The 24,990-nt window shown below is 37.6% G+C and carries 23 protein-coding genes; 19 read left to right on the forward strand and 4 right to left on the reverse strand.

The features are described 5' to 3' along the window. The first annotated feature begins 3 nt into the window (after positions 1–3). From ADM90_RS21320 to ADM90_RS21395, 16 genes are all read left to right on the forward strand, one after another. On the forward strand, positions 4–507 hold the full coding sequence (locus ADM90_RS21320; protein ID WP_053996882.1) for a hypothetical protein: 504 nt from the start codon (positions 4–6) through the stop codon (positions 505–507). 152 nt (positions 508–659) lie between these two features. Continuing rightward, on the forward strand, positions 660–1,427 hold the full coding sequence (locus ADM90_RS21325; RefSeq protein WP_053996883.1) for a tyrosine-protein phosphatase: 768 nt from the start codon (positions 660–662) through the stop codon (positions 1,425–1,427). Positions 1,428–1,552: 125 nt separating this feature from the next. Then, positions 1,553–2,920, forward strand: coding sequence for an MATE family efflux transporter (locus tag ADM90_RS21330; protein ID WP_053996884.1), 1,368 nt, complete (start codon positions 1,553–1,555; stop codon positions 2,918–2,920). A gap of 2 nt (positions 2,921–2,922) precedes the next feature. Continuing rightward, the gene (locus ADM90_RS21335; RefSeq protein ID WP_053996885.1) at positions 2,923–3,756 is read left to right on the forward strand and encodes a putative RNA methyltransferase; all 834 of its coding nucleotides are present in this window, start codon (positions 2,923–2,925) and stop codon (positions 3,754–3,756) included. 82 nt (positions 3,757–3,838) lie between these two features. Further along, complete coding sequence (locus ADM90_RS21340) at positions 3,839–4,441, forward strand: lysophospholipid acyltransferase family protein (protein WP_053996886.1); 603 nt, start codon at positions 3,839–3,841, stop codon at positions 4,439–4,441. Positions 4,442–4,500: 59 nt separating this feature from the next. Further along, positions 4,501–4,968: a low molecular weight protein-tyrosine-phosphatase gene (locus ADM90_RS21345; RefSeq protein ID WP_053996887.1), complete on the forward strand. Its 468-nt coding sequence runs from the start codon at positions 4,501–4,503 to the stop codon at positions 4,966–4,968. Between the two features lie 167 nt (positions 4,969–5,135). Continuing rightward, positions 5,136–5,855 (forward strand): YebC/PmpR family DNA-binding transcriptional regulator, encoded by a 720-nt coding sequence (locus tag ADM90_RS21350; protein ID WP_053996888.1) that lies wholly within the window; start codon positions 5,136–5,138, stop codon positions 5,853–5,855. A 210-nt stretch (positions 5,856–6,065) separates the two neighbouring features. Then, positions 6,066–7,799, forward strand: coding sequence for a methyl-accepting chemotaxis protein (locus ADM90_RS21355; protein ID WP_235473775.1), 1,734 nt, complete (start codon positions 6,066–6,068; stop codon positions 7,797–7,799). A gap of 286 nt (positions 7,800–8,085) precedes the next feature. Next, positions 8,086–9,828, forward strand: coding sequence for a methyl-accepting chemotaxis protein (locus ADM90_RS21360; protein ID WP_053996890.1), 1,743 nt, complete (start codon positions 8,086–8,088; stop codon positions 9,826–9,828). Between the two features lie 131 nt (positions 9,829–9,959). Continuing rightward, positions 9,960–10,535 (forward strand): YdcF family protein, encoded by a 576-nt coding sequence (locus ADM90_RS21365; protein WP_053996891.1) that lies wholly within the window; start codon positions 9,960–9,962, stop codon positions 10,533–10,535. 137 nt (positions 10,536–10,672) lie between these two features. Next, complete coding sequence (locus tag ADM90_RS21370; protein ID WP_053996892.1) at positions 10,673–12,370, forward strand: M3 family oligoendopeptidase; 1,698 nt, start codon at positions 10,673–10,675, stop codon at positions 12,368–12,370. Between the two features lie 303 nt (positions 12,371–12,673). After that, on the forward strand, positions 12,674–13,762 hold the full coding sequence (locus ADM90_RS21375) for an AI-2E family transporter (protein ID WP_053996893.1): 1,089 nt from the start codon (positions 12,674–12,676) through the stop codon (positions 13,760–13,762). Positions 13,763–13,773: 11 nt separating this feature from the next. Beyond that, positions 13,774–14,397, forward strand: a complete 624-nt coding sequence (locus ADM90_RS21380) for an NUDIX hydrolase (RefSeq protein ID WP_053996894.1) — start codon at positions 13,774–13,776, stop codon at positions 14,395–14,397. Between the two features lie 130 nt (positions 14,398–14,527). Next, complete coding sequence (locus ADM90_RS21385) at positions 14,528–14,992, forward strand: hypothetical protein (protein WP_053996895.1); 465 nt, start codon at positions 14,528–14,530, stop codon at positions 14,990–14,992. Positions 14,993–15,015: 23 nt separating this feature from the next. Continuing rightward, complete coding sequence (locus ADM90_RS21390) at positions 15,016–15,207, forward strand: hypothetical protein (RefSeq protein WP_053996896.1); 192 nt, start codon at positions 15,016–15,018, stop codon at positions 15,205–15,207. A gap of 18 nt (positions 15,208–15,225) precedes the next feature. Next, complete coding sequence (locus tag ADM90_RS21395) at positions 15,226–15,834, forward strand: alpha/beta hydrolase (RefSeq protein ID WP_053996897.1); 609 nt, start codon at positions 15,226–15,228, stop codon at positions 15,832–15,834. A 48-nt stretch (positions 15,835–15,882) separates the two neighbouring features. On the opposite strand, the gene ADM90_RS21400 is transcribed toward ADM90_RS21395, so the two are convergent. The 3 genes from ADM90_RS21400 to ADM90_RS21410 all read right to left on the reverse strand — a co-directional run bounded on the left by ADM90_RS21400 (position 15,883) and on the right by ADM90_RS21410 (position 19,761). Further along, on the reverse strand, positions 15,883–17,997 hold the full coding sequence (locus ADM90_RS21400) for an MMPL family transporter (RefSeq protein ID WP_053996898.1): 2,115 nt from the start codon (positions 17,995–17,997) through the stop codon (positions 15,883–15,885). 105 nt (positions 17,998–18,102) lie between these two features. Beyond that, a complete protein-coding gene (locus ADM90_RS21405; RefSeq protein ID WP_053996899.1) occupies positions 18,103–19,119 on the reverse strand; it encodes an inorganic phosphate transporter in 1,017 nt (338 codons plus the stop codon). A gap of 21 nt (positions 19,120–19,140) precedes the next feature. Further along, positions 19,141–19,761 (reverse strand): DUF47 domain-containing protein, encoded by a 621-nt coding sequence (locus ADM90_RS21410; RefSeq protein ID WP_053996900.1) that lies wholly within the window; start codon positions 19,759–19,761, stop codon positions 19,141–19,143. 294 nt (positions 19,762–20,055) lie between these two features. Between ADM90_RS21410 and ADM90_RS21415 the strand changes: the two genes are divergently transcribed. Beyond that, a complete protein-coding gene (locus tag ADM90_RS21415) occupies positions 20,056–20,742 on the forward strand; it encodes an ABC transporter ATP-binding protein (RefSeq protein WP_053996901.1) in 687 nt (228 codons plus the stop codon). Between the two features lie 2 nt (positions 20,743–20,744). Continuing rightward, positions 20,745–22,055 (forward strand): ABC transporter permease, encoded by a 1,311-nt coding sequence (locus tag ADM90_RS21420; RefSeq protein ID WP_053996902.1) that lies wholly within the window; start codon positions 20,745–20,747, stop codon positions 22,053–22,055. Positions 22,056–22,099: 44 nt separating this feature from the next. Here ADM90_RS21420 and ADM90_RS21425 read toward each other — a convergent pair whose 3' ends face one another. After that, positions 22,100–23,263, reverse strand: a complete 1,164-nt coding sequence (locus tag ADM90_RS21425; RefSeq protein ID WP_053996903.1) for a class I SAM-dependent methyltransferase — start codon at positions 23,261–23,263, stop codon at positions 22,100–22,102. 153 nt (positions 23,264–23,416) lie between these two features. On the opposite strand from ADM90_RS21425, the gene putP reads away from it, so the two are divergent. Next, positions 23,417–24,904, forward strand: coding sequence for a sodium/proline symporter PutP (gene putP / locus ADM90_RS21430; RefSeq protein WP_053996904.1), 1,488 nt, complete (start codon positions 23,417–23,419; stop codon positions 24,902–24,904). Positions 24,905–24,990: the final 86 nt, after the last annotated feature.

A 24,990-nucleotide genomic window follows, 5' to 3' on the forward strand; every position in this document is an offset into this window, starting at 1 on the left:
CTAATGGAGTGTGTGAAATGTCAGACGGAAGAGGATTATGAAAAATTCGCTATTTTCTTTTTACAAAATCGCAGGCTATTTGATGATGTATACGCTATTTTGGATGCGCTTGGTAGTTTATTTGTTATGATAGAGAAGACAAATGTGTTGCTTTTTTATAATGAGCACGAGGAAGTTAGTGCAGTTGCTAGCTATACATTAGGAGTACGAGAAAATAATTTTGAAAATCAGGAGATTATTTTTATTGATTGTGCGCTATTAAAGAAAGAATATCAAAATAGTCGCTTTTTTGTGAAGGGTTTTCTAAAAATGATAAAACATATGTTAGCAGAACATTCAGAAGTGACAGAAATTCAATTTTATGCCTATCGCCATCATAGCTATATCCATCGTCTTTACAAAAAATTTGCCACGATTATAGATGAAAGAGAGGAGATGTTTGGTACACAAGATGTTTTCTCAGTAGAAGCTCATAAATTACTAAAATTTTTAGAACGCTTTGACTAAATATACACACCAATTCCAACAATCATTTCATAGAATGATTATTGGAATTTTTTTATGAACCTTGTAATAGGAAGGGCAAACAATGGAAGGAATAAAGTTTGTTTTATAAAATAGAAATAAGTATATGCAACTATTAAAGGAGGTACCGCAAATTGGAGCATTTAGAGACAAAGGTTATTCCATTTGAAGCAGTTTATAATTTTCGAGATATGGGCGGCTATAAAGCAAGGGATGGTCGAGTGATCAAGAATGGTTTATTTTATCGTTCAGCAGCACTCGGTAAAATGACAGCGACAGATAAAAAGCTATTTGCAACATTAGGTATCAAAACGATTTTTGATTATCGTGATCCTCATGAGGTGCAAAATAATCCAAATCCAGTTTTTCCCCACACGCATTATATTCAAATACCAGCAAAGGGTGAGCATACATTTGAGATGCCAACGAATACCGGTGCTAGAGATTTTTATAAGGTTATAAATGCTGATATGTTTCGAGGTTTTTATGCCCAAATGCCTTTTAACAATGCTTCATTTCAGAAATTGATGGTAACGATTCAAAATCCTGATTATTTAGGGCTTGTTCATCACTGTGCAGTTGGCAAGGATCGAACAGGTATCGGAAGCGCCCTTATTTTACTTGCTTTAGATGTGCCTGAGGAGACCATTATGGAGAACTATCTCGCTACAAATGTATGTTTAAAGCCAATGATAGAGAAAATGGCGCAAACTATTCAACATCAATATAATGATCGAGAGTTACAGCAATTTTATGCATTAATGTCTGCTCGTGAGGAGTATTTACAAGCGGCATTAGATGCAATTGACAAGCAATATGGTTCAAAGGCTACCTATTTAGAGCAGGAGTTTGGTCTAACTACTGAAAAGCGTGAACAGTTGCAATCTTACTGTTTAAACTAACTTAAAGCCCTTTCACTAATGATGTGAGAGGGATTTTTGTATGTTCAATAAAAAAACCTTTACAGCTTAAAATTTTGTGATAAGATACAATAGATTTTTAACAAACTATAGGAGAAGTGACTGGATTGGCGACTATATTGAAAACAGCGAATAAGTTGAGTTTATTTCATTTAACATGGCCTATTTTCCTAGAGGTCTTTTTATTTATGTTAATGGGACTGGCTGATACTTTTATGCTTAGTGCTTTATCAGATAATGCTGTATCGGGCGTTGGTGCAGCCAATCAATACATCCATATCGCTATTTTAATTCTTGAAGTGGTAGGGAATGGCGCGTCTATTGTTGTTTCACAATATTTAGGCTCGAGACGTTTTTTTGAGGCAGCAAAAATTTCAGCATTAGCCGTAACGTTGAACTTAGCTCTTGGGTGTTTAATGAGTCTAATGTTCCTCATGTTTTCTAGTCGTTTAATGACGATGATGAATTTACAGGGCGAGGTACTCCAGTATGCACAAAGCTACTTGGTTATTATCGGTAGCTTTATTTTTTTACAGGCAATTATTAATGCACTTGCAGCGATTATTCGTGTACATGGTTGGACGAAACAAACAATGTATGTATCGCTTGGCATGAATATACTGCATGTGGTATTAAATTATGGCCTTATTTTTGGGAATTTCGGCTTGCCAGAGCTAGGTGTACAGGGTGCAGCAATCTCCTCTGTTATTAGCCGTGGGGTCGCAGTAGTGGTGTTTTTCTGGCTGCTATATCAAGCATTGGAAGTACGCATCAAGCTACGTTATTATTTTGAATACTCCAAGGAATATGTACGAAAAATATTAAATATTGGCTTGCCATCTGCCTTTGAGCAAGTGCTTTATCAATTTTGTCAAATCATCTTTTTATACTATGCAACGTATTTAGGGGCAGAAACCCTAGCAGCCCGTCAGTATGCGATGAATATTTCCATGTTTACCTATTTATTTGCGATTGCTATTGGTACAGGGACGGCAATTATTATTGGACGCTCTGTTGGTGCAGGGAAAAAGGAAGAGGCTTATCAACAGCTATGGCTAAGTGTACGTACAGCATTTGTCTTTACAATAATCATGGTAACGCTTGTAACACTTTTCCGAAAGCAGCTTATGCATATTTTTACGGATAATCCTGAGGTTATTGCGATAGGTGCCTCTGTTTTAGCATTAAGTGTTGTGCTTGAAACAGGGCGTACCATGAATATTGTTATTATTAACTCTTTACGTGCTTCAGGCGATGCAAGATTTCCAGTGAAAATCGGCTTCCTATCTATGCTTTGTATAAGTGTTCCGCTCGGCTATTTCCTTGTTTTTGTACTGGATTTTGGCTTGATAGGTATTTGGCTAGCTATTTCAGCTGATGAATGGCTACGCGCAACGCTTGTATATCTTAGATGGAAAAGCCGTAAATGGGAGCGGTTTGCACTCGTTTCACCTAATGAACAGAAGGAGGTATAGGTATGGGAGCACTTTCTAAACGTGCGCTAGGAGCAGCATTAATGGAGCAGTATATTACACTTTTTGCTTGCCCAATTTGTCAAAGTTCCATGCATGTCTATGAGCAGGGCAGACTTGTCTGCGCCGCCAATCATTCTTTTGATATTGCCAAGCAAGGTTATGTCAATATGCTAACGCATGGTGCTACTTCGAAATATAGTAAGAGCTTATTTGAATCTCGTAAGGCTATCATTGATAGTGGTATTTATGATGCGATAGAGGCGAAAATTGCTGAATGTATTACGTCTGCGAATACCGTCCTCGATACTGGCTGCGGAGAGGGCTCGCATTTAGCCCGTATTATGGCTGAAAAAAGTAAGGGTATTGGTTTTGGCATTGATATTGCCAAAGAGGGTATTGTAGCTGCCGCTCGCCATTATCCCCAGCAAATTTGGTGTGTGGGTGATTTAGCGAAAAGCCCATTTGCCCCCTCAAGCTTTGACGCGATTTTAAATATTTTATCGCCTGCCAATTATGATGAATTTAAACGACTTATTGCTCCAAATGGCTGTGTCATCAAGGTTGTACCACAGAGCGGCTATTTACAGGAGCTTCGTGCACAATTATATGCTGACTCTAGCAAGGAGACGTATTCCAATGAACAAATTGTTGCCCGTTTTCGAGAAAGCTTTCATAAGGTTGATGTAGAGCGTATCACCTATACAGTGCCGCTTGCGAAGGAGCTTGTGGCAGCATTACTGGAAATGACACCAATGGGCTGGTATAAAAAAGATAATACAGATATCCTATTAAATGAAATTACGATTGATGTAGAGATATTGATAGGGGAAGCTTAAGCATGATATCTGCGATTGCAGTATATTGGTCTTTTCGATTACAATGATGGTAGTAACTATTGAATAAGGTAGGAATGTAACGGTGTATAAATTCGCAGCAAATGTTGTCAAAGTACTATTAAAACTAATGGGCTCAAAGGCTCGTGTATATGGTGAAGAAAACTTACCGAAGGATGGTGGGTTTATTATTGCTTGTACACATACAGGCTATGTTGATATTTTAAACCTTGGGGTAGCCATGTATCCAAGGGAAGTTCACTTTATGGCGAAGAAGCAACTATTTGATATGAAGGGTCTTGGCTGGCTGGTTAAGCATTTAAATGCCTTTCCAGTAGACCGTGATAATCCAGGTCCAAGCGTTATTAAAATACCTTCACAGCTATTAAAAGAAGGAAAAATTGTAGGAATCTTCCCTTCTGGCACACGTAATGCAGAAGGAACGGATTTAAAGCAAGGGGCGATTACCATTGCACAATTAGCAAAAGCGCAGATTGTGCCAGCAGCTTATGTAGGTGCGCGTAATGCTGGGGATGTGTTAAAGCGCGGGAAAGGTTATTTAATCTATGGAGAGCCGTTTTATGTAACAGGGAAAGGCAAAGAGGGTCGTGAGCAATTTACACAGCATCTTGAACACCAGCTACAGGCTTTAACAGAAGAATTACAACAGCGTATTACAGCAAAATAAAAAAACTAGCACTCAGAATCAATTTGATTTTGAGTGCTTTGTCATAGGAGGATAATGATATGATTCGAGTGCTTTTTGTATGTTTAGGCAATATCTGTCGCTCGCCAATGGCAGAGGCAGTTATGCGTGACTTGGTAAAAAAAGAGTGTTTGGAGAATAAAATTAAAGTGGACTCTGCCGCTACAAGTGCATGGCATATAGGTGAACCGCCTCATAAAGGGACACAGGAGAAGCTAAGAGAATTTGGTATTTCTACAAAGGGCATGCAAGGACGACAATTGCAAAAGGCTGATTTAGAGACGTTCACATATATTATTGGTATGGATGACAGTAATATTCGCAATATCCGAACAATGCTGGGCAACCCTGACTCAGCAAAGATTTTTCGTTTTTTAGATTTAACAGAGCATCGCAAGGACGTTCCTGATCCTTACTACACAGGAAATTTTCAAGAAACCTATGACCTAGTTTTAGAGGGCTGTCAGGCATTATTGGCAAAAATTAAACAAGAACAGCTTATAAGCTAATTTTTCAGAAATTATTGCCTTACACATCGCTCTATCTAGCTTTGCAGGCATCATTGTGTTATTATTTGCAGAGTAAAGATACGATAAGTATTTAATTACCATTTTCAGATATGCAAGGGCATATCTATAATTTTGATCAATTTATTCTTTGAAAGAGAGTGGAAACAATGGGTCGTAAGTGGAATAATATTAAAGAAAAGAAAGCGTCTAAAGATCAAAGCACAAGCCGTGTTTATGCCAAATTTGGGCGTGAAATTTATGTGGCAGCTAAATCAGGCGAACCAGATCCAGAGTCAAACCGTGCACTTAAAGTAGTGCTTGAACGCGCAAAAACATACAGTGTTCCAAAACATATTATAGAAAAAGCCATCGATAAAGCAAAAGGTGGCGGCGATGAAAGCTTCGATGAATTACGCTATGAGGGCTTTGGACCAGCCGGCACAATGATTATCGTGGATGCTTTAACAAACAATGTAAATCGTACAGCGTCCGATGTCCGTGCAGCATTTGGTAAAAATAATGGCAATATGGGTGTAAGTGGCTCTGTAGCTTATATGTTCGACTCAACTGCTGTTATTGGCTTAGAAGGTAAAACAGCTGATGAGGTTCTAGAAATTTTAATGGCCGCAGATATTGATGCTCGTGATATTTTAGAAGAAGAGGAAACGGTTATTATTTATGCAGAGCCAGACCAATTCTTTGCGACACAAGAAGCATTAAAGGCTGCAGGTGTTGAAGAGTTTACAGTAGCAGAGTTGTCAATGTTGCCACAAACAGAGGTAGCCTTAACTGGTGACGATGTAGCAAAATTTGAAAAATTAATTGATGCGTTAGAAGATTTAGAGGATGTACAAAACGTTTTCCATAATGCAGATCTAGGTGAATAAACCTATACGAATAAAGGAACCAGTAGCTATCATATGGCTACTGGTTTTTTGTTAGGGAAACAATTAGATGGGCAAGTTAGTCTTATTTATTAATCGTTATTTGAATAACACTATTACCATAGTTTTTTGTCCAATGAGATGAAAAAATAGTACAATAGGTAATGGTAAGATATCAATGTATTAAAGGAGGAAAGTATGAGGGTTCATAAGTTGAGTAATAAAATCGTGTTAATGTCACTCGTGATGTTAGGAGCTTTATTAGTCTTTTTTATTATCATGGCGATTTATACGGCAAAATCTTCTGTGAATAAAACAATGGGGATACAGGCAGTTGTGGTAGCTGAAAATATTGCAAAGTATTTAGATACAGATAAGTATGCCCAACTTTCCAAAGAGCCAGCAGAGTCGGAGTTATATTGGCAATTGCGAGAGGAACTGAATGAATTGCGTGAAATGAATGGTGTTCTCTATGCCTATACTTTCGCAGTACCACAGGATGATAAAAAGGTTCGATTTTTAGTAGATGGTATGCCTGCAGATGATGTAGAAAATGCTGGGGCTATAGGGGAGGAGTCATCTTCTACAACCTATAAAGATATTGAAAAAGTATTGAATGATGGCAGTTATTATAGCGAGATGTTGCATAGTGATTTTGGTGATTATATATCGGGTACTGTACCGCTTAAGGATACATCTGGTAATATTGTTGCCTTTGTAGGTGTAGATATTGAGGCAACAGAGGTAAGCTTTGTGGCGAGCGATGTATTAACCTCTATTTTGCCTACATTAATTACAGTGATATTAATTTTAATAAGCATTATTATGTTTATTATATATAGGTACATAAATCGAGCTTTAAAGCCATTAACGACTCTAGGAGCAGTGGCTGAAAGCTTTGCACAAGGAGATATTGTAAAGGCAACGAAGGAAGTTGAAATGATTCACCTGAAAGGAAACAATGAAATTACGATTTTTGCCGAAGCCTTTAAGGAATCATTGCAAAAATTAAAAGAAACATTCCAAACCATTCAACAGAAAGCCGAAGCTTTACAACATGTTATTCACAAAATAGATACAACGACACATAGTGTGGAGGCCTCCAATTCTCAAATTGCTGATCGTATTATTGAAATTGCTGCTGGTAGTGAACAGCAACAGCAAAGCAATCGAGAGGTTGTCTTAACGATGAATGAAATGTCGATGGGGATTCAACGTTTAGCGGATACAACATCTGACATTGCCAAATCCTCCTCCATGATGACCGATTTAGTAGAAACTAGCTTTGGTCATTCTCAAAAGGTTGTCTCACAAATTCAAAATGTAGAGTCTTCTGTCTTCCGCACTGCCAATCATGTAGAGGAAATGGGCGAAAAGTTCCGTTCTATTGAGGAGATGGTCACCATTATTACAAGCATTGCAGAGCAAACGAATTTATTGGCACTTAACGCAGCAATCGAAGCAGCAAGAGCTGGGGAAGCGGGTAAGGGCTTTGCTGTAGTAGCAGATGAAGTGCGTAAACTTGCGGAAATGTCGAAAGCATCTGCAGATAAGATACACCTGCAATTGGCAAGCTTTAAGAATATTACAGATCGAGCATTGCAGGAAATGTCTAGTAGTACGAAGGATGTTCAGGCGGGCAATCGAGCAGTACAGCACATTGGTGAAAGCTTAGAGCAAATACTGCAATCTGTCATTGAGGTCAACAATAAAATTCAGGATGATTCAGCGGTCATTGAAGAGATGTCAGCGGGCTCTGAGGAAGTATTAGCGACTACAGAACAGATGAGTAATATTGCACAGCGTAGTGCACAAGGTACAAAGGAAGTAGCAACAGCCTCAGATTTACAAGTAGCCATGGTTTCTGAATTAAATGAAGTAGTAGTCATTTTAGATCAAACATCCCAAGAAGTGATGAAAGTGATAAATACATTTAAACTAAACTAATGAATGTTTACATTAAAAAAGCCGAACTTTTTTTGAAACACTTTACCTTTTAGCGTTTCAAAAAAGTTCGGTTTTTCTATGCATGAAAAGCCATTATTATAGGCTTTTCCTCAAAGCTGAGTAAGTGAATTTCTTACTAAAGTTATGAATCCTTCTATATAGAGTTGATCCATATTAAGGGAATTAAGAAAATAATTTGTGCTTTACCCATTGAGAAAACTTTCAAACCATAACATAATAGAAATTAATATATTGTTGAACGAAGAAAATAGGGGGAGGTACATATATGAAGTTTTTACGTTCAATCCAGGGGAAACTCATTATTATTTCATTAGCACTATTAATTATACCAAGCTTGATTATTGGTATAGTGAGTTATGGTAAAGCAAAGAATGGTATGGAAGAAATCGGGAAACAAGTCATTCATAACAGTGTTGAATCAGCATTGCAATTAATTGAATTGGCAAATGAAAGTGTTGAAAGGGGCGATATCTCTTTAGAGGAGGCACAGGAGCGAGTACGTGAAGCGTTTCTTGGTCCTAAAGATAACGAAGGTAAAAGACCTATTAATTATCCTGGCGATTTGGGCGAATATGGCTATATTTATGTGTTAGATGATAAGGGGACATTAACAACACACCCTACTCGTGAAGGAGATAATCTTTGGGAGGATCAGGATAGCAGTGGCAAGTACTTTATTCGAGAGGTAACGGAAAAGGCGCTTGATGGTGGCGGTTTTACAGAGTATGAATTTGAGCTACCGGGTCAGGATGTGCTAGCGGATAAAATTATTTATTCGGCAAAAGATCCATATTGGGGATGGATTGTTGCATCAGGTACATATATGCAAGATTTTAATGAAGAAGCAAATTCTTTATTATTTGTTATTGGTCTGACATTGGTTGGAGCGATCATTGTTGGTACGATCATTGTCATTTTAGTGTCAAGGCATTTAGCTTTACCGGTGCTAAAGTTATCAAAGCGTGTACGTGAAGTAGCAAAGGGGAATTTGACGGTAGAAATCGAGCATTTACAGCGTTCAGATGAAATTGGACAGTTAAATGATGGTTTTAACGAAATGGTTAATCAGCTGAAAACACTGATTTCAGATGTGGAGGAAGCCATTGTAGAAATCCAGTCTACATCGACGAATTTAACGGCAGTCGCGGAAGAAACAAATGCCTATGGTGATGAAATTGTCAAAGCAATTAATGAAGTATCAAAGGGTGCGGTAAAGCAAGCATCAGATGCGGAGGATACAAATCGAACAGCCATCGATTTTGCTCAGCAAATTGAATTATTGCATGATAAAAATGAATTAATGTATGATGCTTCACAGCATATGCGAAAGTCAAATGAAGAAGGGCTTATGAATATAGATAGCTTAAAAGCGAAATCACAAGAATCTTCTACACTTATCGAAAATATACAAGCTGTATTCGGTAGTTTAATTGTCAAGGTGCGAGAGATAGAAGGCATTGTTGGCACAATTACGGAAATCTCTGATCAAACAAATCTACTGGCACTAAATGCGTCTATTGAAGCAGCACGAGCTGGTGAACATGGGAAAGGGTTTGCGGTTGTAGCAGAGGAGGTACGTAAGCTTGCCGATCAAACATCAGCTGCCACAGAGCTTGTTCACACTACGTTAAAGGGTATTGAAAGTGAGACAAACTTAGTGAATGATGAAATGCAGAAAACACATGTTATTGTGCGTCAACAAAACGATTCTGTTGTGATTACAGAGTCATCTTTTAAAGAAATCAAGCTGGCTGTGGAAAAAATTATTTCTATTATTGGAGAAATGACAAATGGTGTAGAGCATTTGAATAGCTCCAAAAACCATATCATTCAATCCATTGAAAGTATTGCTACAATTAGTGAGAAAAATGCTGCTTCTTCTGAGGAAGTAACAGCTTCTGTGGACGAGCAGCAACGAGCAATTCAATTGGTGAGCGAGTCCTCTAATGATTTAACAGATGAAATAGTGGCTCTTCAGGAATCTATTAAGCGCTTTGTATTAAGATAATTTGAAGAGATTGTTTTGCTTGATTTAATATATATTGCTAAAAATAATATTTTAATAACATCAGGATGCTTTGTGTACAAGCATCCTTTTTTCTTTCTAAACGTTAATAAAAGGTAAAGGAGGGATAGTTTGTGAAAAAATGGGTGATTAGTGTAAGTATTCTACTGGTAGGGGCAGGAACGCTACTTTATATATGGCTGGGGGAAGAAATTGAGCGAAATGCTACATCAAATGCAGATGGTTCAGCAGAATATATGATCATATTAGGGGCTAAAGTAAAGCCTGGTGGCGTGCCCTCGCTGTCATTAAAAAGCCGTTTAGAGACAGCTGTTCAATATTTGACGAACTATCCACATGTCAAGGTTGTTGTTTCAGGAGGGCAAGGACCAGATGAAGATCGTACAGAAGCATCTGTTATGCAGGAATATCTTGAGCAACATGGGATTGATACAACGAGAATAATTGTGGAGGATCAATCTACATCTACTTTTGAAAATTTAGCATTTTCTAAAGAATTATTACCAAAAGAAACGAAGAAAATTACGATTGTTTCGAATGACTTCCATCTCAAACGTGCAACATACCTAGCCCAATCATTAGATTTTGAGGTAGATGTTCTAGCAGCCGAAACGCCGAAATCGGTAGAGGCTAAATTAAGGCTGAGAGAAAGGGCTGCTTTATTAAAAACATACATTGTGGGATATTAAACAAGGAAGTCGCTGAACATCGATTAAAGTAAAATAAGCCTATGGACGTAATTACCCTGAGACATAATTGGTTAATAATAAAATTTTGGCATATAATAGAAATGTTACGAGTTATATGACAAGAAAGAAGGGAACTTATGAAAACATTTAAAGACTATGAATATAGCCGTCCAAATATTGAAGCGATGAAGGAGCAGCAATTAGCTTTAATCGAAGGATTTAAAAATGCACAGACGATGGACGAGCAAAACCGTATTATTGCAAGCTTAAATGCTATAAGCAATGACTTTGCCACAATGGCTAATTTAGTATATATTCGTGCTTCCATTAATACAAATGATGAATTTTATCAAACAGAGCGTGATTATTTTGATGAAGTGGGCCCACAGCTTGAAGAAGTGACCACAGAATATTATAAAGCGCTTATCGTCTCACCTTTCCGTGAGCAATTAGAAGAAAAATGGGGACAGCAGCTATTTGATTTAGCAACCTATCAAATTAAAGGCTTTGCACCAGAAGTGATTGATTTAATGCAAAAAGAGAATAGGCTTGTTTCTGAGTATAATAAGCTTGTTGCTTCTGCACAAATTGAATTTAATGGAGAGAGCTTAACACTGGCACAGCTTGGTCCATTTGCGGAATCAACTAATCGAGCTACACGTAAGGCAGCTACGGATGCTCGTTTTGGATTTTTTGCTGAACATGAAGAGGAATTCGACCGTTTATATGATGAGCTTGTAAAGGTGCGCCATGAAATCGCTGAGAAGCTAGGCTACAACAATTATGTGGAATTGGGTTATATTCGCATGAATCGTATTGATTATGATGCAGAAATGGTGAAAAAATTCCGTGATCAAGTGCGTGAGTTAATTGTTCCTGTAGCGACTAAGCTATATCAGCGTCAGGCAAAGCGTATTGGTATTGAAGATTTGAAATTTTATGATGAGGCCTTAAACTTTTTATCAGGCAATGCTACGCCAAAAGGAGATCCAGAGTGGATTGTGGCAAACGGTAAAAAAATGTATGAGGCACTATCACCTGAAACAGGAGAATTCTTTAATTTTATGATTGATCATGAATTGATGGATTTAGTGGCGAAGAAAGGGAAAGAAAGCGGTGGTTATTGTACGTTTATTGAAAACTATCATTCTCCATTTATTTTCTCTAATTTTAATGGTACGTCAGGCGATATTGATGTGTTAACACATGAGGCTGGACATGCGTTCCAAGTTTATTCAAGCCGTAATATTGGTATTCCTGAGTATTTATGGCCGACCTATGAATCCTGTGAGATTCATTCGATGAGTATGGAATTTTTCACTTGGCCATGGATGGAGCTATTCTTTAAAGAGGATACAGAAAAATATAAATTTACACATTTAAGCAGTAGCTTATTATTTTTACCCTATGGTGTGGCGGTTGATGAATTCCAGCATGTGATTTATGAAAATCCAACAATGACCCCAGCTGAGCGTAAGGCAGCATGGAAAAAGATTGAGGAAACATATTTACCACATCGTGACTACGATCATAATCGCTATTTAGAGGCTGGTGGCTTTTGGCAGCGTCAAGGACATATTTATGCAAGTCCCTTCTATTATATTGATTACACACTAGCACAAATCTGTGCATTCCAGTTCTGGAAACGTTCACGTGAAGAATTTGAGGCCGCTTGGAAGGATTATCTTCATCTATGTCGTTTAGGTGGCTCTATGTCCTTTACAAAGCTTGTGAAAGAGGCAGGCCTAATTTCCCCATTCGAGGATGGTTGTGTTGAATCGGTGATTGGTGAAATTGAGGCATACTTAAATTCAGTAGACGATATGTCACTATAATTGATAATTAAAATTCGCAATACTTCCACGATATAAAAGTTGTGGAAGTAAGCGGATTTTTTAGTTTGTTCGCTATTTGTAACTTTATTTTGACAATAAATACTAGGATACTTGCGAAATGGTTAATATATCAGTAGTATTTTCAGTAACTGTGATAAAGTGAACCTTCAATCCATGAGAGGGTCTTCTTCATCCCTCGCGGATTGTTAGTTTCAGTAAGCGGGTTTTTATAGGCCGTACCGGGCATGATGCTTTTGGTACAAAAAACGATTGTTAATATCGAATAAAAGGAAGTGAATAGAAGTGACGAGGAAGGTTTGGTTTCAAGTCGGTGTAGGGATACTCCTTGCCCTATTAATTATTAAATATTTTATAGAGATTCATTGGATTTTTTCACCACTAGTTATTATTTTAAAAGCCATTTTTGTGCCTTTACTACTTGGTGGGGTATTGTATTATGTAACTGAACCTATTCAAAGATTTTTAGAAAAGCGGAAATGGCCAAGATGGGCGAGCATATTAACGATTATTGTTGGGTTAATTGCCATTGTCGGTAGTTTTGGTTGGATTATTGGGAATCCAATTGCCGAACAGGTCAATAAGCTAGTGAAAAATGCACCTATGATTGGAGCGAGCATTAGTTCAAGCATTCAAGAGGTCATCTATGTGCTGCAAAACCAGGATAACTTTCCGAAGCAGTTAAATGATGTTATTGAAAAAACGGCAGATTCTGTACAAGATATCGCAGTAGTGGCGAGTAAAGGGCTTGTTTCCTTTTTACAATCCATTGTATCTGTATCATTATTAGCCATTTTAATTCCATTCTTCTTTATTTTTATGCTAAAGGATCATGAGAAGTTTGCGCCATCCATTTATAAATATTTCAGTGGCGAACGTCAACAATGGGTAAAGAAGACTTTAAGTGAAATTGATGATGTATTGCGTAGCTATATTCAAGGACAACTGCAAATTAGCTTCCTATTAGCACTTATTATGTACGTAGGCTATTTAATTATTGGCTTAGAATATTCATTATTACTAGTCATTTTTGCGTTCTTTATGAATATGATTCCGTTTATTGGACCGTGGATCGCTTTTACACCAGCGCTTATTGTGGCAGTTATTCAGGATCCTGTTTTAGTCATTTGGGTATCCGTTGTGACACTTGTTGCACAGCAAATAGATAGTAACTTTATTACCCCGAATGTGATGGGGAAATCTCTCGATATTCATCCACTAACAGTTATTACAATTATTTTAGCAGCAGGGAATATTGCTGGTTTTGTTGGGATTATTATCGCTGTGCCATTTTATGCCGTATTAAAGGTGATTGCATCCAATATTTATGATCAGCGTAATGCGATTAAGAAAAAAGCGACGAAGTCAGTATAGGAGTCGAAACAATGGAACAAGAAATTGTAAAGGTGTTTAATGAGCAGCATCAGCAAATTGGGACAGCTACGAGAGCAGAAGTTCATGAGAAAGGGCTTTGGCATGAGACTTTTCATTGCTGGCTTGTCAATGAAGATTATATTTATTTTCAAGTACGTAGCTCACAAAAAAAGGATTATCCAGGGTTACTTGACATTACCGCAGCAGGTCATCTTTTAGCGGTCGAGACAGTGGAGTCCGGCATTCGAGAAGTAAAAGAAGAATTGGGGCTTAATGTCGATGTCCATGAAGTTGTCAAAATGGGCATGACCTCTTGTAGTATCGTTTCTGAAAATATGATTGATAATGAATTTTGTCATGTCTACATATATCATTTTAAGCATGATTGGGATGCCTTTGTCTTACAGTATGAGGAAGTATCCGGTGTAGTGAGAGCGAGGCTAAGTGAGGCGGAGGCGTTCTTCTTGGGAGAAACAACGACACTGAATATTGAAGGATACGAATATTTCCCTGATGGTCAACGTGTGAGAATTGTGAGACCAGTAGGTAACGCACAATTTGTTCCTTATCGGGAATTGTATGTTGCACAGGTGATAAAATTTACGCGTGAAAAAATATTTAATCAAACCTCATAAGTTTAAATAGGATAAGCTATAGTGCTTGTCCTATTTTCTTGCGTAAAAATGATTTAGAAACGACACGATATAATAGGAAAAAATGAGTTATACTGTTAGATAGATTGTAAAGAAAAGGAGCATTTTTTATATGCTAACATTTGAACAAAAGCAAGCAATTATTGAATCGTTTTCTAAGCTAACAAAAAAGGAAATTTCTTTAAAGCGCTTAAATTATCACTATATGGACAGCCTTTATGAAAAGACAATTGTCGTTGAAAAGCTACACCCAAATGGCAATGGCTTTGTCTTTGCTGGAGATTTATTACGCTATGAGAATGAGGCTAATGATAAAGGATTAGTCAATATCCGTGATTACAATGAGCAACAGCTTCGTGAAATTATTGAGGAGGCCATTCAGTATTTATCAGAAGAAGCTGAGGAGCAGGAGCCGATTGTAGAGATTTGGCATAACCGAGAAGGTGTGCAATTACAGCTAGCATTTGAGCAGCGTTCTTGGAATGTTTATCATGAGGACAATCTCGAGGAAGCATTCGGTACATATGACGCGGCAAAAGAATATTTACTGGAAGAAGGCTTTCGTACAAAGAAATAAATCATACGGGGGAAAGGTATAAAATGAATGGTAAGAAATTAGTCGTTATTGTGATTGTTGTGGTGATTGCGGCATGTTTATTTTCAGTTTTTACGATTAAAAACTTTTATGATAAACATCAGGAACAGCCAAATAGTGAAAATCGTGAAATTAATAAGTCAAAGAGCTTGAATTTAATTCTACCTCAGGCTACAATTATCTCGAATTCAAGATAGTTGAAAGGTGGGCTGTTCATGCAGCATATTTTTAAAAAGGGCACAGATGAAACAAAACCGACTTTATTATTGTTACATGGTACAGGTGGTAATGAAGAAAGCTTAATGGGCCTTGCACAGGAAATAGATGAGACAGCAAATCTATTAAGTGTTCGAGGAAATATACTTGAACAGGGCATGCCGAGATTTTTCCGTCGTTTAGCTGAAGGTGTTTTTGATATAGAGGATTTAATTTTCCGTACAAAGGAATTGAATGACTTTTTACCCACAGCAGCACAGCAGTATGGCTTTAATCGTCAGCGAATTGTAGCAATAGGCTATTCAAATGGGGCGAATATTGCAGCGAGCTTATTATTCCATTATGAGGATGCGCTAGCGGGCGCAATTTTACACCATCCGATGGTGCCAAGACGCGGAATTGAACTGCCAAAGCTTTCCGCTACTCCTGTTTTTATTGGCGCAGGTACAAATGATCCGATGTGTATACCACAGGAATCTGAGGATTTAGAAACACTTTTAAGTTCGGCCGGTGCAACGGTAACGACGAAATGGTTTAATTTTGGTCATCAGCTAACAATGCCTGAAGTACAAGCGGCAAAAGAATGGTATAACAGCATCTACGCTTAATTGAAAAATCCGCCTCCTTTTATATGAAGGAGGCGGATTTTCATTATCTTATTTACTTTTCTTTGAGAATGGTAGCCACCAGTTCCAATCGCCAAATAGCTTCATAAGACTTGGCACAAGCATCAGACGAATAATCGTGGCATCAATAGCAACAGCAATAGCGATCCCAACGCCAATTTGCTTCACAGGCATCACATCTGTGAAGGCGAATGCTCCTGTAATAACAATCATAATAAGTGCAGCCGATGTAATAATACGACTTGTAGAAGTTAATCCATCTACAGTAGCACGTGTATTATCGGCACCCTTTAAATATTCCTCCTGGATACGAGAAATTAAAAAGACTTCATAATCCATACTTAAGCCAAACACAAGACAAAAAACAATTACCGGGATAATTAAGACAATTGAACTTGCTTCAATTCCGAAATGTCCATATTGAAAAATATAAACTAGTATCCCAAAGGCAGAGGATAGGCCAATAATATTCATAATAATGGCCTTGAGTGGAATTAAAATAGAGCGAAATGCCAGCATTAAAATAAAGAATGTTGAAATGATAATAATCGCTAGTGCCAACACGATTTTATTGGCAATTTCATCAAATATCTCCTGATTAAATTTAGCAGGTCCGCCAAGTGCAAATTCTACACCTAAATCCCTGTCCATCCACGTACGAGCAAAATCTTGAGCAGTCGGGGAGGAGCCTGCTGCATCGATGGTAATGGGCATAAAGAGCTGGGAACCCTTTGAAAATGTATCTATAACCGGTTGTAATTGTGCCGCAGCCTGTGGAATGGCTAACGTTGCAGCTAGCTCCTCAGGTGTTTGGATATGAGCGGCCGTATAGATTGTTGAAACCTCGCTAACTAGCGAGTCTTTTAATAGCTTTTCCTGGATATCATAAATAAGCTGTCTTCCTTCATTATCCTCCCAGCCTTCTTGTCGTTCAGCTAATAAATAGACAGTAGAGGATTCACCAAGGCCAAATGCTTCATCTAATTGATCATAGGCAGTACGGGCATCATATTTAGTTGGTAAAGAATCAACCTGTGGAATCGTTAATTGAATATCCTTTAATGGAAGCATACCAACACCAAGTAATAGCAAGGCTGCAATCACAATGGCAACAGGATGCTTCATCACAAAGCCTGCAAAGCCGCGCCAACGATTTGCCCCACCTGGTTTAACACGTATTAAGCGCCATTTATTTAGTTGGTCACCTAAGAGCATCATTGTAGCTGGTAATAGTGTTAAGCCAGAAAGAACGGCTAACAGGACGGCGATTGTGCCTCCTAGGGCGATATTATGAAAAATTTCTACATCAATTACAATCATTGCACCTAAGCCAATCATGACACAGACTGCTGAGAAAATAATCGAGCGTCCAGCTGTTTGAATAGCAATTTGAATAGCTTGTGCAATAGAGCTACGAGCCCGCTCCTCACGATAACGATTAATGAACAATAGCGCAAAATCAATACTTAAGGCGAGACCAAGCATTGGGACAATATTTAAAACGAATATAGATAGATTATTTACACTACCACTAAGTAGCGTCATTATACCGAACGCCGTAACAACTGTTACAACACCAATAATGATGGGCAAAATAGAAGCAATTACTGTACCAAACGCCAATAAGAGCACAACGATGGCAATTGGTAGCCCAATGGTTTCAGCAGATGCTAAATCCTTTTGGCTGGCTGTATTTATGTCAGCAGAAATAACCGGCCCTCCGGTAATGTGAATACCGTCTTCTTCAATTAATGAACGAAATTCCTCAACAATGCCAGAAAGGTTTTCCGCATCATTTTTTAAATGAACCATCGCATAGGCAATGTCATCTTTACGTAAAGAGGGATCTTCTAAGGGTGACTGGATGGAATGGATCTCTTGTACGCTATCTAATTTTTTTAAAGTGTCTTCAATTTTTTGATCCTTTACTGGATCAAAGACAATCAAAATCGTATCAGATGGTAAATCAAAATTTTCTGCTAGCTCATTTGTCACATAGGTATGATCGGCTTCCACAAAAAAGCCATCACCTTGAAGTTTGCCTGGAAGCTGTAAAGCAAAATAAGCCATTGCCAGAAAAATAATAAGCCAAATCATAACGATTGCTTTAGCGTGTGCTGTGATAAAAGCTGAAAAAGTTTTCATAGTTGATTCAGTATCCTCCTTTTCAATTAGTGTAAAGGATGTGTCGTATTTTGTCGTGTGACAAAGTAAAGACTCCTGTCCATCTTTTGGGCAGAAGTCTTATTGTTAAAAGAATAATGATAATACAAAATAAATAACGGATGCCATAACGGCTGAAATTGGCATTGTAATAACCCAAGTGGTAACAATCTTTCGAGCCATGCCCCAGTTTACACCACGTACACGCTGTGCAGATCCAACACCCATAATGGATGAAGAAATAACATGTGTTGTGGATACTGGTAAGTGAATTAATGTAGCGCCAAAAATTACAGTAGCTGATGCTAAATCAGCTGCAACCCCATTAACAGGACGGATTTTCATAATTTTTCCGCCCACCGTTTTAATAATTTTGTAGCCACCTATGGAAGTACCTAACCCCATTGCTGTAGCTGCCGCTGCTCGTACCCAGAAAGGAATTTCATCTCCTGTATGCAAGCCCCCAGCAATTAACGCCATTGTCATAATACCCATTGCTTTTTGGGCATCATTTGTACCATGTGTAAATGATTGGATGGCCGCTGTGAAAATTTGCAATGTACGAAAGCCTTTATTTGTGCGATACAAGTTTAAGTTTTTAAACCATAATTTAAACAGTGTCATCATAATAAAGCCTGCACAAATAGCAAGTATTGGCGATATAACTAAAGCCAAAATAATCTTAGTAAAGCCGCCATAGTTTAAAACATTGAAGCCAGCCGATGCAATAGCGGCTCCAGCAATCGAGCCAATCAATGTATGGGAAGAACTGGATGGAATACCGAAATACCATGTTAATAAATTCCAAATAATGGCTGAAATTAAGGCCGCTAATATAACGACTGAGCCTGTTGTATCTCCTGCAAAGGCATTTAAAGAAAACGGATCTACAATGTCTTTTGTCAGCGCTTTTGCAACACCTACAAAGGTAATTGCACCAATAAAGTTCATAACTGCTGCCATGATGATTGCCACTCGAGGCGGCAACGCTCTTGTGGAAACCGAAGTTGCGATAGCATTTGCTGTATCATGGAAACCATTGATAAAGTCAAATGTTAGGGCAAAGATGACGACCAATACGGTTAATATAATGATTGTATTCATTGTAAAATGCCCATCTCCTAATTATGCGTTACGCATGATAATTGTCTCCATTGTATTTGCTACATTTTGACAATAGTCAGCGATATCTTCAAGTTGTTCATATATATCTTTAAATTTAATGATACGAATTGGATCTTTTTCATTTAAAAACAGTTGTTTAATGGATGAACGTTGGACTTCGTCACATTCACGTTCATAGTCTTTAATAAGAATTGCATGTGGACGCATGCCAATTAGATTCTTTTTCTTTAACTCCTCTGTTGCCTTCACGATCTCATCAGCACTTTTAGAAATATAGCCTAAGAAAATACGCATAGATTCGTCAATCTCTGTCAGTGAAAACATTTCAAAGTGTGCGATACAGTGCTCTGTACCATCCAATACATCATCCATACGAATGGCAAACTCTAAAATATCCTCTCGTTCAATAGGTGTCATAAAGGATTTGTTGAGCATGACAATCAATTCATGAATAAGCTTATCGCCAGCAGTTTCGTAGTTTTTCATCGTAATGCTAATCTCTTTTAGGTCAGCTACACTGTTAATACGAAAATCATTTGCGTAATGGACAGCCTCTCTCATATTTTCAGCAATTTTATGCAGAGATATAAAGAAAGGGTCCTGTTTTTTTGAGTTAAGCATGTAAATCGAATCCTCCTGGATATAAAAATTAATCAGCTTCTAAACTTTACTATCATAACAAAATCTTTAGGATTTCTACATAAAAACTTTATATTTGACATGAAAATTTACATTCTTGTAATATAAGCTGTTCACAAAATAACAGTAATTATAGGTATTGTATGTAGAATTGAAGAGATAATGTAAATCCGTATGTTTTCTTATTCTTAAGAATATCTTCATTTTTATCCTTCCTTTTTATTAAGAATTATTTTCTACAATGGAAAATAAGTAAGAAAGGGGCGTTTATAAAGAATGATTCAGGTTGAAAACTTACAACATACATTTTTAATTGGAAAAAGAGGGAAGGAAAAACAAGTTCCTGTATTAAAAGGTGTAAACTTTGAGGTTCATAAAGGGGAAATTGTCGCCATTGTTGGTAAAAGTGGCTCTGGTAAATCCACCTTATTACAAATTTTAGCTGGTTTTATGAAAGCAGAAAAGGGCTCTATTTTAGTGAATGGTAAGGAAACCGCTAATCTCAATGAAACAGAAAGTGCTGCGTTTCGTTTGCGCCAATTCGGTTTTATATTTCAAAACTTTCAGTTGATGCCGGGTTTGTCGGCTTTTGAAAATATTGAGCTTCCGCTAAAGCTACAAGGTTTACGCAAGGCTATACGACAAGAAAAAGTAAAAAAGTTAATGGACAAGGTTGGCTTAACAGAGGTTGCAGATCATTATCCAAATGAGCTATCAGGTGGTCAGCAGCAACGCGTAAGTATTGCGCGTGCCCTAATTACCAATCCGCCGATATTGCTGGCAGATGAGCCAACAGGAAGTTTGGATTCTGAAACAGAGCAAGATATTTTGCTACTGATTCAAAGTTTAAATCGAGAATTGGGGCTAACCTTTGTGATGATTACCCATGATGAAGAGGTTGCGACAATAGCACATAGACGCTTCCGTATGTATGATGGGGAACTTGTAAAGGAGGAGGCTTAATTATGTTATTTAAGGATCAAGTAGATTTTGTGACACAGCATATTAAGAAAAATAAATTACGTGTTTTTATGACGATATTAGCAGCAACCATGGGCTGTGCCTTTTTAATTGTTTTAGCATCAGTGGGCTTTGGCTTACAGGAATCATTACGCAATGAAATTCTTTCAAATGAAACAGTAACAAAAATTCAAGTGTACGGTGATACTACACAATTAACAGAAGATCAAATACAAGAGATAAAAAAAATAGAGCATGTGGAAACAGTGTTGGAAACGATAAACGTCAATGCTGCGGCACATTCATTTTTTGAAGACCGTGATACACATTCAAATGTCACATTGACAGATATGCAGGATTTTGAGCAAGTCAATGGCAAATTAGCAGAAGGTGTCTATCCATCAAAGCCCAATGAAATTATTGTAGGCTACCATTTTGCTCAAACATTATTGAATGAAGAAGAGCGCAATGTAATGGCTGAGAAAAGTAAAAAGGCTGAAGCTGAAGGCACTTATTATGATGGAAGAGAAGAAGGCTATAAGGAATCACTTGTTGGTCAAAAGATTGACTTGTCCTTAGCAACTCATGATGCCCCAAATAATGAAACAGAAAAAATGACCTATACAATTGTTGGGATTATGGAGAAGCCTTCTTATGACTGGATGATTGATAGCTCTATTCATATGGATAAAGCACAAAAGGCAGCATTAGCACAGAGCTTAGCACTTCCAGAGGATGAGCTGTTTTATTCAGAATTTAATATTTTTGCGGATACAATGGAAAATGTAAAGCCAATTTTAGAAACATTAAAAGATAAAGGCTACAGTGTTTATTCGGTGACAGAGCAATTAGAACAAATGAATGTCTTTTTCCTTGTCTTAAAAATTGGTTTAATTTTTGTTGGGACAATTGCGGTATTAATTGCTTCCATTGGTATTTTTAATACAATGACCATGGCTGTTACAGAGCGTACACGTGAAATTGGTGTGCTAAAGGCAATTGGCGCAAGTCCAAAGCTTATCAAACGTCTATTTTTAATGGAAAGTACATTTATTGGTATTTTAGGAACGCTGATTGCGGTTATTATTTCCTATGCGATCAGTATTACGGCTAATCTAGCATTGCCGTTAATTTTAAAAGCAGCAACAGGTGAGGATGTCTTTGCAACGAATGATATTACGTTTTCACTGATTCCATGGCAGCTAGTAGTAATTGCAGCGGCTATTAGTATTGGAGTAGCAATGATTTCTGGCTATCGACCAGCTCGCAAGGCGACAAAAATTGATGTGATTCAAGCTTTACGACAAGAATTATAAGAAATGGGGGCTCAGAAAAACTTTTGAGCTCCCATTTTATATACCTACTCTAAATAATCCTTTAGTTCATTTGCTAAAAACGGTGTGGCATTTAAAAGTTTTAAAAAGGCTTCATAGTTGGCACATTGTTGTGTAGTTGGCTTTTTACCTGTGTGATAGGCACGAATTAAAATATTTTTTGGCGTATTTTCCATATCAATAAACTCCAATAGCTGTGCCTCATAGCCAACCAATGATAATATTTCTGCTCGAATAGCATCTGTCGCAAGTGCAGCAAAGCGTTCGCGCACAAGCCCATGCTGTAGCATAATATCGAGAGCTGGTGTATGAAGCTGGCGATTTAGCTCATGCTGACAGCAAGGGACACTTAAAATAACGCTCGCTCCCCACTTAACTGCGCGAGCTAAAGCCATATCTGTAGCAACATCACAGGCATGTAAGGTTACCACCATATCAACAGCAGATTCATCGTTATAATCATTAATATCCCCTACAAGAAATTCAAGCTGGTCATAGCCTAAATCCTGTGCAATTTGTGAGCATTCCTCAATCACTTCTTTTTTCAAGTCTAAGCCCGTCACACGAATATCTAAGCCCTTTTCAATTTTTAAATAATGGTATAAAGCAAATGTTAAATAAGATTTACCCGAACCAAAGTCTAAAATTCGCACCTGCCGATCTTGCGGTAAGTAAGCTAAAGCATCGTCAATAAATTCAATAAAGCGATTAATCTGTTTAAATTTATCGTACTTTTGCTTTTTAACCTTTCCTTCTGTTGTCTGTACGCCAAGTCGAATTAAAAAAGGATAGGGCTGGTTATCAGAGAGTAAATAATTCTTTTTACGATTATGGGTAAGACTGACCTGCTTTGGTGCAGCAGCTTTATCAGACTTCCAAAGCACCTTATTTTTTTTCGATAATTGTACATGTACTTTTTCATCTATAAAATCAATATGGGCTTGACGATAATTCTCAAAAAATGCTTCAAGCCTAGCGGGAAAGTCTGCTAAAAGGATATTTTCATGTTTCAAAATCCGTTCATATTGGTATTCCATTTGTATATGGTAAGTATTTTTAAGCATTAAAGGTTTTAATTTAATGCGTTTGATGTCATTGGATTTCATGCGTGGTTGACTGATTGTAGCAGTAATAAGTTGCTGCTGTAAAATTTGCTCGATAAGTTGAGCTTTCATTTCCTCAAATGTCATATATTTTTCGCCTACTTTATTTTGTGATAGATGGCCCTAGTTTAACATATTTTACGATAATCAAGACGGTTATAGTTTTGTTAAATATCTCGATAAGGACATTTATTATCGCAAAAATGGGTGATACTAAACATAGATCAAGGAGGGAAACATATGTCAGACAACATGTATCAATTATTAGCCATTATTATTTATATGGTCGCTATGCTGGCGATTGGTTGGTATGCTTTTGCGAAAACATCCAATTTAACAGACTATATGCTTGGCGGACGTTCTTTAGGGCCAGCGGTAACAGCGCTAAGTGCAGGGGCAGCGGATATGTCAGGCTGGCTCTTAATGGGCTTACCGGGTGCGATCTTTTTATCAGGTCTTGTAGAGGCATGGATTGCTATTGGTTTAACAATCGGCGCTTATTTAAACTGGTTATTGGTAGCACCAAGGCTGCGGGTGTATACACAGGTGACAAATGATTCGATTACAATTCCCAGTTATTTAGATAGTCGCTTACGTGATCATACAAAGCTGATTCGAATTGCTTCGGGAATTATTATTTTAGTGTTTTTCACATTTTATGTATCATCAGGGATGGTTGCGGGGGGCAAGTTTTTCGATAGCTCCTTTGGTTATGATTATCATGTAGGTTTACTAATTGTTTCAGGCGTAGTAGTTGCTTATACATTATTTGGTGGGTTTTTAGCAGTAAGTTATACAGATTTTTTACAAGGACTTATTATGTTTTTAGCCCTTATTAGTGTACCCATATTCGGTATGTTTGTAACAGGTGGATTAGGAGATACAATCACCTCCATTAAAGCAGTTAACCCTGATCATTTAAATTTATTACCTGCTACAGCAACAGCAGCTGGTATTATTTCCTCTGTTGCTTGGGGCTTAGGCTATTTTGGCCAGCCGCATATTATTGTACGCTTTATGGCGATTAGCTCTGTAAAGGAAACAAAGCAGGCTCGACGTATTGGGATTGGCTGGATGATATTAAGTTTGTTTGGTGCGATTGGCACGGCATTGGTAGGTGTTGCGTACTATGAGCAAAATGCTGGCGAATTAAAGGATGCTGAAACAGTATTTATTGTAATGGGACAAATTTTTTTCCATCCGTTTATAGCAGGTATTATGCTAGCAGCGATTTTAGCTGCTGTAATGAGTACCATTTCCTCACAATTAATTGTAACGTCCTCAGCGCTTGTCGAGGATATTTATAAGGCTTTATTTAATAAAACGGCAGACGATAAACATTATGTTTTTGCTGGTCGTATGGCTGTACTTGTCGTAGCCATTATTTCCATTATCTTAGCATGGAATCCGGATAATTCAATTTTAGATTTAGTTGGCTTTGCATGGGCAGGCTTTGGAGCTGCATTTGGTCCGATTATCCTGCTGTCCTTATATTGGCGCAAGCTAACGAATTATGGAGCTATTGGTGGAATGATTACAGGTGCGATCACGGCCTTTATTTGGGGGAAGGTTGATGCTTTATCTGATACGCTTTATGAGATTGTACCAGGCTTCTTTGTTTGTTTAATTGTTGCAGTTGTTGTCAGTATCATGACATACAAACCAAATCCAGAAATTGAAGAGGAATTTAATCGCTCAGAGCAATTATTAAAAGAAGAAAGAACATAAACAACGTCAATGCGCCTTGCTGAAGAGGCGCATTTTTTGGAAAATTGATAATTGTTCATGAATACGAGTAATATATTGTATGGTAA

The organism is Lysinibacillus macroides (assembly GCF_001281525.1).
Taxonomy (GTDB): Bacteria; Bacillota; Bacilli; order Bacillales_A; family Planococcaceae; genus Lysinibacillus; species Lysinibacillus macroides.

Excerpts from the sequence above, each read along its gene's own strand:
- ADM90_RS21385 (WP_053996895.1), top strand. The coding sequence starts at position 14,528 with ATGCTAACATTTGAACAAAAGCAAGCAATTATTGAATCGTTTTCTAAG.
- ADM90_RS21350 (WP_053996888.1), top strand. The coding sequence starts at position 5,136 with ATGGGTCGTAAGTGGAATAATATTAAAGAAAAGAAAGCGTCTAAAGAT.
- putP (WP_053996904.1), top strand. The coding sequence starts at position 23,417 with ATGTCAGACAACATGTATCAATTATTAGCCATTATTATTTATATGGTC.
- ADM90_RS21390 (WP_053996896.1), top strand. The coding sequence starts at position 15,016 with ATGAATGGTAAGAAATTAGTCGTTATTGTGATTGTTGTGGTGATTGCG.
- ADM90_RS21410 (WP_053996900.1), bottom strand. The coding sequence starts at position 19,761 with ATGCTTAACTCAAAAAAACAGGACCCTTTCTTTATATCTCTGCATAAA.
- ADM90_RS21335 (WP_053996885.1), top strand. The coding sequence starts at position 2,923 with ATGGGAGCACTTTCTAAACGTGCGCTAGGAGCAGCATTAATGGAGCAG.
- ADM90_RS21380 (WP_053996894.1), top strand. The coding sequence starts at position 13,774 with ATGGAACAAGAAATTGTAAAGGTGTTTAATGAGCAGCATCAGCAAATT.
- ADM90_RS21425 (WP_053996903.1), bottom strand. The coding sequence starts at position 23,263 with ATGACATTTGAGGAAATGAAAGCTCAACTTATCGAGCAAATTTTACAG.
- ADM90_RS21405 (WP_053996899.1), bottom strand. The coding sequence starts at position 19,119 with ATGAATACAATCATTATATTAACCGTATTGGTCGTCATCTTTGCCCTA.
- ADM90_RS21370 (WP_053996892.1), top strand. The coding sequence starts at position 10,673 with ATGAAAACATTTAAAGACTATGAATATAGCCGTCCAAATATTGAAGCG.
- ADM90_RS21400 (WP_053996898.1), bottom strand. The coding sequence starts at position 17,997 with ATGAAAACTTTTTCAGCTTTTATCACAGCACACGCTAAAGCAATCGTT.
- ADM90_RS21360 (WP_053996890.1), top strand. The coding sequence starts at position 8,086 with ATGAAGTTTTTACGTTCAATCCAGGGGAAACTCATTATTATTTCATTA.
- ADM90_RS21345 (WP_053996887.1), top strand. The coding sequence starts at position 4,501 with ATGATTCGAGTGCTTTTTGTATGTTTAGGCAATATCTGTCGCTCGCCA.
- ADM90_RS21420 (WP_053996902.1), top strand. The coding sequence starts at position 20,745 with ATGTTATTTAAGGATCAAGTAGATTTTGTGACACAGCATATTAAGAAA.
- ADM90_RS21395 (WP_053996897.1), top strand. The coding sequence starts at position 15,226 with ATGCAGCATATTTTTAAAAAGGGCACAGATGAAACAAAACCGACTTTA.
- ADM90_RS21415 (WP_053996901.1), top strand. The coding sequence starts at position 20,056 with ATGATTCAGGTTGAAAACTTACAACATACATTTTTAATTGGAAAAAGA.
- ADM90_RS21320 (WP_053996882.1), top strand. The coding sequence starts at position 4 with ATGGAGTGTGTGAAATGTCAGACGGAAGAGGATTATGAAAAATTCGCT.